The organism is Stenotrophomonas chelatiphaga (genome assembly GCF_032054965.1).
Taxonomy (GTDB): Bacteria; Pseudomonadota; Gammaproteobacteria; order Xanthomonadales; family Xanthomonadaceae; genus Stenotrophomonas; species Stenotrophomonas chelatiphaga.
In genome coordinates this window covers 68,251-80,413 of the sequence record NZ_DAMBRS010000016.1, presented here as the reverse complement: position 1 = coordinate 80,413, position 12,163 = coordinate 68,251, and the positions used below count along the sequence as shown (strand labels likewise).

Here is a 12,163-nt window from a genome sequence, read left to right as displayed (position 1 = left end):
GCTCTTCGCGGCTCCTGCCGCTCAAGGCCCCGCATAGCCTCCCCGCCCGGCCCCTCACGGGTTCCGGTGGCCGCCATCCGCGCAATGAAAATAAAAGAGCAAAGGCAGGGGTGTTTTTGAGGGTCGAACGGGTGAGACCCCCTCGCGGGTTTCGGCTTACAGCAGGCACTGTGCTTGGGGCCGGGCGGGGAGGCTATGCGGGGCACGCGCAAGTACGTCCCTGTAGCTCTTCGCGGCTCCTGCCGCTCAAGGCCCCGCATAGCCTCCCCGCCCGCCCCTCTCACAGGTTCCGGGGGCTGCCACCCGCGCAATGAAAGTAAAAGAGCAAAGGCAGGGCTCAGCGTCCTTTCGCCACGCGAAAGGACGCTGACCCCATCTTTCTCCCCCCTTCCTTCCCCGAATCCGCCGACCATGGGTATGCCGGTCGTCCTGACCCGCACCCTTGCGGGCCGTCGCAAGCGACGTTGGCAGCGGCTCCTGCCGCTGCCTTCGGCGCTACCCAAGGTTCCATGGCCACCATGGACCTGTCGACGGTGGGGCGGGGTGGGTTGGCGGGGGCGTTGAGCGCCATGGATGGCGCGAAACGAGGCACGCAGGAGCGGTCTTTGCCGTCCCCCGCCAACCCACCCCGCCCCGCCCACCCACAGCCCCCGGCTTTTGACGTTGCTGTTGACGTTGACGTTCGCTTCGAAGCCGCGCGCAGCGCGCAAACCACACCCCAGCGCTTGAACTACGCCACCCGGTGCACCATCTTGTAGGTTCCTCTTCCTGCCAGTGCGCCGCTCATGCCCACCCTGATCCTGCTGATGATCGTCGGCGCCTGTGGCTACGCCTTCTGGAATTCGTCGCGCGCCGCAGCCGAGCGTGCCGGCGTACTCGGGCGCAACGCCTGCAAGGCCGCCGACGTGCAGTGGCTGGACCAGAGCGTGCATGCCATCGGCCTGAAAGTGGCGCGCGGCGACGACGGACGCCTCTGCTTCGAGCGCACCTTCAAGTTCGAATACTCGTATGACGGCATCGATCGCCATGTGGGCAGGATGGTCCTGCGCGGCGATGAACTGGTGTCCTTCAGCGGCCCCGGCGCGGCGCGGATCAGTGCGATCCGCCCCGATGTGGATGATGCCGAAGACGTCTGATGACCCATGACGGGAGCGACGATCGTCGCCCCCTCGACGGGATTACTTCACCACGCGCAGCTGCGGGCGGCCACTCGGGCGCGGCGGCGGGTTGCCATCCGGCGGCGTGTCATCCGGCGGCGTGCCGTCAGCGTCAGCCGACACGTCTTCCAGCGTCACCTCGTCGTCGTCGGCCGATTCCGCACCGCTGATGTCATCCGGCAGCGCCATGCCCTGCCCCGTTTCGCGTGCGTATACCGCCAGCACCGCACTGATCGGCACCTGCACGGCGAAGCTCACGCCGGAAAAGCGGGCGGAGAAGCTGACCAACTCGTTGTCGATCGCCAACCCCATCACCGCACGTTCGGCAATGTTCAACACCACGCGGCCATCCTTGATGCTGGACGGCGGCACCTGCACGCCAGCCACGCCGGCATCCACCAGGATGTGCGGGGTCAGCTGGTTGTCATTGATCCATTCAACCAAGGCGCGCAACAGGTACGGGCGGTGGCTGGTCATCCGGAAGAATTCGTCAGTCATGCGTGAAGTGTACGCGCCCGCCCCCCCTGCGTGGCAGGGGAGCGGGCGAAGTGTTGGGCAAACAGTCGGAAAGTGCAGGTCAACCCGGAAGGTCGCGCAGCTTCTTTTCCTGCTCGGTCAGGCTGCGGATGAAGCCGGGATGGCGGAAGATCCGGTTGCCGTAATCCTCGATCGCCTTGCCATCCTTCGGCAGTGGCACATCCAGTGCCTGCAGGCGCCAGATGATCGGCGCGACCGCACAGTCGGCCAGGGTCATTTCAGGATTCAGGAAGAACTTGCTGGCCTTGAACAGCGGCACCGCGCTGGTCAGCAGTTCCTTCAAGCGCTTGCGGCCGGCTTCGGCCTGGGTCTTGTTGCCCAGCTGGATGGCCTGCACCTGCGGCACCCAGTCATGTTCGATGCGCAGCATCGCAAGGCGGATGCGCGCACGCGACAGCGGATCGACCGGCATCAACGGCGGATGCGGATAGCGCTCATCAAGGTATTCACTGACCACCGACGCCGCATACAGCACCAGTTCGCGCTCCACCAGGGTGGGCACGGAGTGGTAGGGATTGAGGTCGATCAGGTCTTCCGGCGGATTCTGCGGATCCACCGGCACAAAGTCATAGGTGACGCCCTTGGCCGCAAGGACCAGACGTACCCGATGACAGAGCACATCGTCGTTCGAGGAAAACAGCGTCAGGGTATTACGCATGCGTACGCTCGCCGCCATCAAAGGCTCTCCAACGACAGGAGTCCGCCTGCCGCATCGGCGCTGCCGGACCATTTCCGACAGTCGACTCTTTCCCGAGTGTGCAACCGACGCTCACAAAAGCCAATAGGCCAAGGGTATTGGGCCACGCATTGACGTAGACGCCACCGCCATGCCGCAGCCGTCAGTGGACATCCTTCCAGTAATCCTTTTTCAGCAGGTACAGCAGGAAGGTCAGGAAGGCCAGGAACAGCACCACCCAGACACCGAGCTGCTGGCGCTTCAGCGCGGCGGGTTCGCCGGCGTAGGCCAGGAAGTTGGTGATGTCACGCACCGCCTGGTCGTACTGGCCCGGATCGACATTGCCCGGCGCGCGCAGCTCCAGCGCCAGAACCGGCGGATCCAGCCCCGGCGCTTCCGGCTTGCCATGCACGGCGTGCTGCAGGCCCTGCATCTGCCACAGCGGATTGGGCATGGACGCGTTGGGGAACACGGTGTTGTTCCAGCCCAACGGGCGGCTGCTGTCCAGGTAGAACGACTTGAGGTAGGTGTAGACCCAGTCCGGTCCGCGCACCCGCGAGATCAGGCTGAGGTCGGGCGGCATCTTGCCGAACCATTTCTCTGCTTCGGCTTTGGGCATCGATACCGGCACCGGATCGCCGATGGCGGACCCGGTGAAGTTGAGGTTGTTCATCACCTCTTCTTCGGTCAGGCCCAGGTCGGCGGCCATGCGCGAGTAGCGCAGGTATTTCAGCGCATGGCAGCTGGAGCAGTAGTTCATGTACAGCTGCGCACCGCGCTGCAGCGATGCGCGGTCACCAAGGTCGTTGCCGGCCTGCAGCATCTTCGCCGTGCCTTCGGCGGCAACGGCCAGGCCGCTTGCCAGCAGCATCGTGGCCACCAGGGCCATCCGCACCATCCAGCGCTCAGTCATGCGTGGTCACCCTTTCCGGTACCGGCTTGGTCTTGTCCAGTCGCGTCCATATCGGCATGGTGAGGAAGAAGGCGAAATACAGGAAGGTCAGCACGCGGCCCACCCAGGTTTCCCACACCGCCGTGCCCGGGCCGGAACCGATCACCCCCAGCCAGACGAAGCACACCACCAGCACGCCCAGCATCACTTTGGAGATCCACCCGCGGTAGCGCACCGACTTGACCTTGCACTTGTCCAGCCACGGCACCAGGAACAGGATGGCGATCGCCGAGAACATCACGATCACCCCGCCCAGCTTGTTCGGGATCACCCGCAGCATCGCGTAGTACGGCGTGTAGTACCACACCGGCTTGATGTGTTCCGGGGTCACCAGGCGGTTGGCTTCGGTGAAGTTGTCATGTTCCAGGAACTGCCCGCCGAAGGCCGGTGCGAAGAAGATGATGAAGGCGGCGATGACCAGCAGGAAGCCCGCCCCGACCGCATCCTTCATCGTGTAATACGGGTGGAACGGGATGCCATCGGCGGGCGCGGTCGCCGACCAGCGGTTGCCCTTCGGCCCCTTCTTGATCTCCACGCCGTCGGGATTGTTCGATCCCACCTCGTGCAGGGCGCCCAGGTGCAGCACCACCAGCAGCAGCAGGACCAGCGGCAGCGCGATCACGTGCAGGGCGAAGAAGCGGTTGAGCGTGGCGTCACTGGGCAGGTAGTCGCCCATGATCCATTCGGTCAGCCCGTTGCCGATCACCGGGATCGCACCGAACAGGGAAATGATCACCTTCGCGCCCCAGAACGACATCTGGCCCCACGGCAGCACGTAGCCCATGAAGGCTTCGGCCATCAGCACCAGGTAGATCAGCATGCCGAGGATCCACACCAGTTCGCGTGGCTTCTGGTAACTGCCGTACAGCAGCCCGCGGAACATGTGCAGGTAGACCACGATGAAGAACAGCGAGGCCCCGGTGGAGTGCATGTAGCGGATCAGCCAGCCCCACTCCACGTCGCGCATGATGTATTCGACCGAGGCGAAGGCTTCGGCCGCGCTGGTCTTGTAGTGCATCGTCAGGAAGATGCCGGTGACGATCTGGTTGACCAGGATCAGCATCGCCAGCGAGCCGAAGTAGTACCAGATGTTGAAGTTCTTCGGCGCGTAGTACTCGCTGACATGCTTGCGGTACACCGGCATCAGCCCCGGCGCGCGCGCGTTCACCCACTCGGCGACACCGCTGGCGGTGCGGGCAAGGATGTTGGCCATCAGGCAGCTCCCTCCGGATCCACGCCGATGATCAGGGTGTTGTCATCCTGGTAGTGATGCGGCGGCACCAGCAGGTTGGTCGGGGCCGGGACGTCGTTGAAGACCCGCCCGGACATGTCGAAACGCGACTTGTGGCAGGGGCAGAAATACCCGCCCTTCCACTGCGCGTCATACGGTTCGGGTCGGATCTCGGCGACCATTTCCGGCGAACAGCCCAGGTGCGTGCACAACCCGACCAGCACCGATACCGCCGGCTTGATCGAGCGCAGCTCCGGGTTTTCCTTCAGCACATAGGCCGGCTGCTGGTCCTGGACGCTGGATTCGGGATCCTTCAGGCGCCCGTCCAGGCCCGGCAGCGCGTCCAGTACCGCCTTGGACCGCTTGACGATCCAGATCGGCTGGCCGCGCCATTCCAGGATCAGCCGTTGGCCTTCCTGCAGGGCACTGATGTCAGCGGTGATCGGTGCGCCGGCCAATTTGGCACGCGCACTGGGATTCCAGGACTTGATGAAAGGAACCGCGACGAAACCGACGCCGACCGCACCGACCACCGCCGTGGTGGCAGAAAGAAAACGGCGACGTCCATGATTCACTGGATCGTATACCCCATCGTTGGCCATCCGGCACTCCGATATTGATTAGGTAGCTTTAAGGCTGCCGGCAACCTGGTGGGGGCCAGGCCGCTTTGAATCTGAAACGAGTGTAGCGAAACGTTTGTCGCGGTCAATGTGCCAGTGCAGCAGCGCGACGCCACCGGACCGGCCGTGCGGCTACTGGTTGCTGGCCAGCGCACCCCGGTAGCGTTCGGCAAGCTGCCCGACCCGCTGCACGTAGTAGCGCGTTTCACTGTACGGCGGAACACCGCCATGGCGGTCCACCGCGCCTTCACCGGCGTTGTAGCCGGCGGCGGCAAGCGTCAGGTCACCATTGAAACGCTTCAACAGCCATGACAGATACTGCACCCCGCCGCGGATGTTCTGCGCGGCATCGTAGGAGTCGGTGACGCCGAAGCGTGCCGCGGTCGGCGGCATCAGCTGCATCAGTCCCTGTGCGCCGGCGCGGCTGAGCGCGGTCGGGTTGTAGGCCGATTCGGCGTGGATGATGGCGCGCACGATGGCTTCTTCGACGCCGTACTGGCGCGCCGCGGCGGCGATCTCGGCCTGGAAGGCGGTGGTGTTCAGGCGCACCGAACCGAAGTTGACGCCCGGATTGGTGCCGCAGGCGAAGCAGCGTTCGATGAAGCTGTAGCGGATGGTGCGCACCTGCTCCAGGCTGGCGACCTGCCGCGAGGGACGTGCGCTGGTGTAATGGCGCACCCCGTCCTGCATGTAGGAATAGACCTGGCCACTGACCACGCGGCCGGCCTTGCTCTGCGGCTTCGGCGCTGCGGCGGGGGTCAAGGCCGGGGCCACGGCAGGTGAGCCGATCACCGCGGCCGTGGTGCTGGCGACCGCCGTGGCCGCGCCCATCATTCCGACCGGGACTGCACTGGCGGCGGGGGCTTCGCGCGGGGCCGCGACGGCAACCGGCGCGGCAGCGGCGACCGCCGGCCGAGCGCTGCGGCTGTCGCGCGTGTAGCTGATGACGCTGCACTGCGCCCCGGCCACCCGCTTGCTGACATAGCTGGGCACGCCGTCGGCGCCAACGCACTTGTACAGCGTGCCGGCACTGGCCGGCACGGCAACCAGTGCAGCAACGATGAGTGCCGCGATCCCCAAGATCCCCTTCATGGGCGCGAGTGTCCCAGCTTGTGCCGCCCTTGCCAAGCACGTTGCCGTCAAACCGGGCGTGAAGATCCCGCATCGGACATCACTGCGGCCAGCCCGCCCAGGCAGGCGACCATCTCGGCGCGCAGCGCCGGGGGCGTGGTGGCGACGTGGAGCGGACGGATTCCCAGGCTCAGGATCTGGCTGGCCAGCATCGCCGGGGTATCCGCGCCCACGTGCAGGATGCAGTGCGCCGGCCCGCCCTCCTGCAGCACCCCGCACCACGGCGGCACCTGCGGGGCCAGCTGTTCAAGCGTTCCGGCGAGGTGCACCTCGGCCTTCATCACGAAGGGCGCCTGGCTCACCGCCTGGTGCACCGCTACTTCCGGCGGCACCGACAGCGCGCGCCGCATGCCCTGCCCGGGCAGCAACTGCAGCGCACTGATGCGGTCCACGCGCAGCGTGCGCCAGTCGCCACGACCATGATCCCAGGCCAGCAGGTACCAGCAGCGGCCGTAGTTCACCAAGTGCTGGGCATCGACCCGGCGGTGGGTCGCTTCGCCGCCGTGGCTCAGGTAATCGAACGCCAGCGGCGCGGCCTGCCGGCAGGCCACGGCCAGCTTGCCGAGCAGGTGGCCGTCGACACTGGGCTTCTGCGACAGGGTGGCGGTGGCGGCATGGATCTCCCCGGCCTGCTGGCGGCGTCGGCTGGGCACCAGCGGATCCAGCTTGGTCAGCACCGAACGTGCGGTGTCCTCCATCCCGGCCATGCTCGACGCCGCTGCACGCAGCGCCAGGGCGATGGCGGTGGCCTCTTCTTCTTCCAGCAGCAACGGCAGCAGCGGACCGCCGGCGCCCATCCGGTAGCCGCCGCCTACGCCAGACGAGGCGCGCACGGGATAGCCCAGTTCCCGCAGCCGCTGGATGTCACGGCGGATGCTGCGCCGGTCCACCTGCATGCGCTCGGCAAGCTCGCCACCGGACCAGTGCTGCCGGGCCTGCAGCAGGGCGATCAAGCGCAACAGGCGATTGGCGGTATGCGACATGGGCGCGGGCTATCGAGGTCAGAAGTTGTCCGCGATACTGCGCCACCATGGCCGCTCATTCCACTGGAGCGCGACCATGACCACCCGCCACGTCACCCTTTATCACGCCTCCCCGTCGCGTTCGAGCGGGGTGCTGGTCCTGCTTGAAGCCCTCGGCGCGGACTACGCGCTGGAACTGCTCAGCCTGAAGGACGGCGACAACCTGGCGCCGGCCTACCTGGCACTCAATCCGATGGGCAAGGTGCCGGCGATCGTGCATGACGGGGTGCTGGTCACCGAGCAGGTGGCGGTCTATCAGTACCTGGCCGAGCTCTATCCGGAGGCCGGACTGGCCCCGCCCGTCGGCGACCGGTTGCGTGGCCCGTTCCTGCGTTGGCTGGCGTTCCATGGCGCCTGTTTCGAGCCGGCGATGATCGACAAGGCGATGAAGCGCGAGCCGGCGCCGCGCGGCATGTCGCCGTACGTGGACGCGGACACCGTGCTGCGGGTGGTCGAAGAACAGCTGCAGCAGGGGGATTACCTGCTGGGCGAACGGCTGTCGGCGGCGGATTTCCTGTGGGGCAGCGCGTTGGGCTGGATGAGCGGTTTCGGCCTGCTGCAGCCGGGTCCGGCGACGGCGGCGTATATCGCCCGGATGGCCGCACATCCGGCTGTCCTGCGCGGGAAAGCGCTGGACGCGGGGTTGGCAGCGGGTTGACGCGCCCGCGCCCGCGGCCCGCTGCGCTCGCCGACCCTGGGTCGGCGCTACCGGGGCCGTGCCTCCGGTAAACTAGGGGGCCATCACGCCACCCGCCTGGATTGATCGCCATGACCGGGACGCCAGACGTCTTCCTGCCCGCCAGCCCGGGCGACACCGCCCTGCTGCCCCTGCCCGCCGGTCCGCGCAAGCCCGACACCGTGCGCGGCAAGCTGTACATCAAGACCCACGGGTGCCAGATGAACGAGTACGACTCGGCCAAGATGGCCGACGTGCTTGCCGCCAGCGACGGGCTGGAGCTGACCGACCGGCCCGAAGAGGCCGACGTGATCCTGGTCAACACCTGCTCCATCCGCGAAAAAGCCCAGGAGAAGGTCTTCAGCCAGCTCGGCAACTGGAAGGCCTTCAAGAACAACGGCCGTGACGTGATCATCGGCGTGGGCGGCTGCGTGGCCTCGCAGGAAGGCGAAGCGATCATCAAGCGCGCACCCTACGTGGACCTGGTGTTCGGTCCGCAGACCCTGCACCGCCTGCCGGAACTGATCCGCGCACGGCGCGAGCAGAACCGCCCGCAGGTCGACATCAGCTTCCCGGAGATCGAAAAGTTCGACAACCTGCCTGCCCCGCGCGCCGAAGGCGCGTCGGCGTTCGTGTCGATCATGGAAGGCTGCTCCAAGTACTGCTCGTTCTGCGTGGTGCCCTACACCCGCGGCACCGAAGTCAGCCGCCCGTTCGAAGACGTGGTGGTGGAAGTGGCCGAACTGGCCGCGCAGGGCGTGCGCGAGATCAACCTGCTCGGGCAGAACGTCAACGCCTACCGTGGCCCGTATGGCGAAGGCGAGTTCGCCGACCTGGGACTGCTGATCCGCACCATCGCGGAGATCGACGGCGTCGGGCGCATCCGCTTCACCACCTCGCATCCGCTGGAGTTCAGCGATTCGCTGGTGGACGCCTTCCGCGACGTACCGCAGCTGGCCAACTTCCTGCACCTGCCGGTGCAGGCGGGCAGCGACCGCGTGCTGTCGGCGATGAAGCGCGGCTACACCGCACTGGAGTTCAAGTCGAAGATCCGCAAGCTGCGCGCGGTGCGCCCGGATATTTCGATCAGTTCGGACTTCATCGTCGGCTTCCCCGGCGAGACCGATGCCGATTTCGAGAAGACCATGAAGCTGATCGAAGACATCGGCTTCGACCAGAGCTTCTCCTTCATCTATTCGCGTCGTCCCGGCACCCCGGCGGCGGACCTGGAAGACACGATCAGCGATGCGGAAAAACACGCCCGGCTGTCGCGCCTGCAGGCGCGCATCAACCAGCACGCCAGCGGAATCTCCGAGCGCATGGTCGGCACGGTGCAGTCGGTGCTGGTGGAAGGTCCCTCGCGCAAGGACCCCAACGAGCTGAGCGGCAAGACCGAGAACATGCGCACGGTCAACTTCGCCGCACCGCCGCGGCTGGTCGGGCAGTTCGTCGATGTACTGATCACCGAGGCCTACGCCAACTCGCTGCGCGGACGGGTGGTGGAGCGCGCCTGAGCGGTGACGGCATGCGGGCGCTGGCGATGAATTGACCAGCGCGCCGCAGCCCTTGCGCGCAGGGGCCTGGTGCGGCTTATCCACACCTTCTTCCCACGCCCGCCCACAGTCCCTGTGGAAAGTGGGGCGCACGCGCGATGCGGTGGCAGTCCCGGCATGACAGCGCTACCCTGTTGTCCCATTCCAAGCCCTGCGGCACGGTCGTTCCGGTCGGTGCCGCCTGACGCAATGACCGCACCTGCCTATCGCGATTTCACCCTGGCCCCGGAAGACACCGAGCGGCTTGCCAACCTGAGCGGCCCCTTCGATGGCCACCTGCGCCAGATCGAACTGAAACTGGGCGTGGAGATCGCCAACCGCGCCCATGTGTTCCGCATCAGCGGACCGGCCGAAGCCGCCGCCGAAGCCCAAAAACTGGTCGAGGCACTGTACGAAGAGGCCGCCGAAGTCACCTTCGACAGCCAGGCCATCCACCTGCGGCTGAACCAGGCCAACGTGGAGCACATCGCCGAACGCGCCTACGAGGCGCAGGACGTGGCGATCAAGGTCAAGCGCGGCACGGTGCGCGGACGTGGCGCCAACCAGGCCCGCTACCTGCACCAGATCGCCGCGCATGACATCAATTTCGGCATCGGCCCGGCCGGCACCGGCAAGACCTTCCTGGCCGTGGCCAGCGCGGTGGAAGCACTGAACGAATCGCGCGTGCAGCGGCTGATCCTGGTGCGCCCGGCCGTGGAAGCCGGCGAAAAGCTCGGCTTCCTGCCAGGCGACCTGACCCAGAAGGTCGACCCGTACCTGCGCCCGCTGTATGACGCGCTGTATGAAATGCTGGGCGTGGAAAAAGTGGTCAAGCTGCTGGAAAAGAACGTGATCGAGATCGCGCCGCTGGCCTACATGCGCGGGCGCACGCTCAACGACGCGTTCGTGATCCTGGACGAGGCACAGAACACCACCATCGAACAGATGAAGATGTTCCTGACCCGGCTGGGCTATGGCTCTACCGCCGTGGTCACCGGCGACCTGACCCAGACCGACCTGCCCAAGCATGTGAAATCCGGCCTGCGCGATGCCATCGACGTGCTGCGCGATGTCGAAGGGGTGAGCTTCACCTTCCTGGAAGCGCGCGATGTCGTGCGCCATCCGCTGGTGGCCCGCATCGTCACCGCCTACGACCGTCGCGACCTGCACGAAATCCAGCCTGGAGCCACCCCATGACCAAGGGTCCCGTCCGCCTTGACGTCGCCGTCAGCTACGCCCTGCCCCGCGCCGGACTGCCTTCGGCGGTGAGTTTCCGCAAATGGGTGGCGGCGGCGCTGAAAGGCCGCATCCGCGAGGCGGATCTTGCCATCCGCCTGGTCGATGCCAAGGAAGGTCAATCCCTCAACCGCCACTACCGCGGCAAGGATTACGCCACCAACGTGCTCAGCTTCCCGGCCGAACTGCCCGAAGGCCTGCCGAAGGGCGTGAAGTTCCCGCTGCTGGGTGACCTGGTGATCTGCGCGCCGGTGGTGGCGCGCGAAGCCGACGAACAGGCCAAGGTACTCACCGCCCACTACGCGCACCTCACCGTGCACGGGGTGCTGCACCTGCTTGGCTGGGACCACGAGGACGACAAGGAAGCCGACGCGATGGAACAGCTGGAGCGCGAGATTCTCGCCGAGCTCGGCATCTCCGATCCCTACGCCGGCGAGCGCTGAATCTGTAGTTCACGGCGCTTCCTGGAGTGATGGCGTTCGTGCTTCAATCCCGCCTCGACTCCATGCCAGGAAGGCTGTGATGCTGGAACAACGTCCCACCGCCGTCGCCCCGTTGCTGCTCATCCTCGGCGCGGCCTGCGCGCTGGGGGGAGGCTGGCTGCCGCTGTCGCCGAACAGCGGCATGGCACTGACGGCACTGGGTACCGTCGGGGTGGTACTGGCAGCCGGGCCGGCGTGGCGCTGGTGGGCCCGCACCCTGCAAAGCCTGGGCTGAGCCAACCGCGCTCCGCCTTCGCCACGATTGGGCGTCACCGGCGTGGGGCCGTTATCATCGGGCATGTCCTGCGCCCGTCTGTTGATTGCCATGAAACTGCCCGCCTGCATCGCCCTGCTGACCCTGTTGCCTGCCATGCCGGCCGCCGCCATCGGGGTGGACATTCCTGCGCTGGTCGAGTGCCGCCAGGGGATCGCCGAGCATGCTGCACTCAGCGCCGCCGCGGCCGATCCGCTGAAGGCAGTGGCCCTGGGCCTGCAGCCGCTGGCGCAGCAGAACCCGTTCATGACCGAGTTCCGCCTGGCCAACCCCACCACCGTGTTCGGCCACCCCACCGACCACATCGCGCTGGCCGGCGCCAGCATCATGGCGGTGCTGGACCTGGCCGATCCCCGGCCGCTGGCCGCCGGACTGAAGCTGGAGACCGCCTACGACGCCGACGGCAAGTTCATGGCCGGGCGTGAAGTGGTCAGCCGCGACACCACCGACCCGAAGACCGGTGAGCCGATGATCGAGTCGATCATCCTGAGCGTGTCCACCGTCCGCAGCCATCCCGGCCAGACCCTGGCCGGCTGCTCCTACAGCCTTGACCTGCCGGCGGAAGAGGAAGGCACGCCCGCCGCAGCCGCCGCCAGCGAGGGCTGAACACGCAGCTTGGTCCCGGCCCGCAGCGCCG

Annotated in this window: 14 protein-coding genes; 7 read left to right on the top strand and 7 right to left on the bottom strand. The window is 66.6% G+C overall.

The genetic code is table 11. From position 1 onward, the window contains the following. Positions 1–785 precede the first annotated feature (785 nt). Entirely contained in the window at positions 786–1,136 is a 351-nt protein-coding gene (locus tag RTX79_RS16435) for a DUF3301 domain-containing protein (protein WP_182655452.1), read from the top strand. Between the two features lie 42 nt (positions 1,137–1,178). On the opposite strand, the gene RTX79_RS16430 is transcribed toward RTX79_RS16435, so the two are convergent. From RTX79_RS16430 to RTX79_RS16400, 7 genes are all read right to left on the bottom strand, one after another. Next, the gene (locus RTX79_RS16430; protein ID WP_309686861.1) at positions 1,179–1,655 is read right to left on the bottom strand and encodes a ClpXP protease specificity-enhancing factor; all 477 of its coding nucleotides are present in this window, start codon (positions 1,653–1,655) and stop codon (positions 1,179–1,181) included. Between the two features lie 79 nt (positions 1,656–1,734). Next, entirely contained in the window at positions 1,735–2,370 is a 636-nt protein-coding gene (locus tag RTX79_RS16425) for a glutathione S-transferase N-terminal domain-containing protein (RefSeq protein WP_123699408.1), read from the bottom strand. A 163-nt stretch (positions 2,371–2,533) separates the two neighbouring features. After that, the gene (locus tag RTX79_RS16420; RefSeq protein ID WP_123699409.1) at positions 2,534–3,283 is read right to left on the bottom strand and encodes a cytochrome c1; all 750 of its coding nucleotides are present in this window, start codon (positions 3,281–3,283) and stop codon (positions 2,534–2,536) included. Next, the gene (locus tag RTX79_RS16415) at positions 3,276–4,535 is read right to left on the bottom strand and encodes a cytochrome b (RefSeq protein WP_312684817.1); all 1,260 of its coding nucleotides are present in this window, start codon (positions 4,533–4,535) and stop codon (positions 3,276–3,278) included. Before RTX79_RS16415 ends, RTX79_RS16420 begins: the two co-directional genes overlap by 8 nt. Next, positions 4,535–5,155 (bottom strand): ubiquinol-cytochrome c reductase iron-sulfur subunit, encoded by a 621-nt coding sequence (gene petA / locus RTX79_RS16410; RefSeq protein WP_123699411.1) that lies wholly within the window; start codon positions 5,153–5,155, stop codon positions 4,535–4,537. The genes RTX79_RS16415 and petA overlap by 1 nt, the downstream gene beginning before the upstream one ends. 150 nt (positions 5,156–5,305) lie before the next feature. Beyond that, a complete protein-coding gene (locus tag RTX79_RS16405; protein WP_312684815.1) occupies positions 5,306–6,265 on the bottom strand; it encodes a lytic transglycosylase domain-containing protein in 960 nt (319 codons plus the stop codon). A 47-nt stretch (positions 6,266–6,312) separates the two neighbouring features. Beyond that, positions 6,313–7,287: a helix-turn-helix transcriptional regulator gene (locus RTX79_RS16400; RefSeq protein WP_312684814.1), complete on the bottom strand. Its 975-nt coding sequence runs from the start codon at positions 7,285–7,287 to the stop codon at positions 6,313–6,315. Between the two features lie 76 nt (positions 7,288–7,363). Here RTX79_RS16400 and RTX79_RS16395 point away from each other — a divergent pair, with 76 nt between their 5' ends. The 6 genes from RTX79_RS16395 to RTX79_RS16370 all read left to right on the top strand — a co-directional run bounded on the left by RTX79_RS16395 (position 7,364) and on the right by RTX79_RS16370 (position 12,132). Continuing rightward, positions 7,364–7,984 carry a glutathione S-transferase family protein gene (locus tag RTX79_RS16395; RefSeq protein WP_312684813.1) on the top strand — a complete coding sequence of 207 codons (621 nt, stop codon included), beginning with the start codon at positions 7,364–7,366 and terminating at the stop codon, positions 7,982–7,984. A gap of 110 nt (positions 7,985–8,094) precedes the next feature. Further along, the gene (gene miaB, locus RTX79_RS16390; protein WP_057507776.1) at positions 8,095–9,516 is read left to right on the top strand and encodes a tRNA (N6-isopentenyl adenosine(37)-C2)-methylthiotransferase MiaB; all 1,422 of its coding nucleotides are present in this window, start codon (positions 8,095–8,097) and stop codon (positions 9,514–9,516) included. 228 nt (positions 9,517–9,744) lie between these two features. Then, positions 9,745–10,731, top strand: a complete 987-nt coding sequence (locus tag RTX79_RS16385; RefSeq protein ID WP_309686885.1) for a PhoH family protein — start codon at positions 9,745–9,747, stop codon at positions 10,729–10,731. Next, entirely contained in the window at positions 10,728–11,213 is a 486-nt protein-coding gene (ybeY, locus tag RTX79_RS16380; protein ID WP_312684812.1) for an rRNA maturation RNase YbeY, read from the top strand. Before RTX79_RS16385 ends, ybeY begins: the two co-directional genes overlap by 4 nt. 79 nt (positions 11,214–11,292) lie before the next feature. Next, positions 11,293–11,487: a hypothetical protein gene (locus RTX79_RS16375; protein ID WP_057507773.1), complete on the top strand. Its 195-nt coding sequence runs from the start codon at positions 11,293–11,295 to the stop codon at positions 11,485–11,487. 90 nt (positions 11,488–11,577) lie between these two features. Beyond that, positions 11,578–12,132, top strand: a complete 555-nt coding sequence (locus RTX79_RS16370) for a hypothetical protein (protein ID WP_312684811.1) — start codon at positions 11,578–11,580, stop codon at positions 12,130–12,132. The last annotated feature ends 31 nt before the right edge of the window (positions 12,133–12,163 follow it).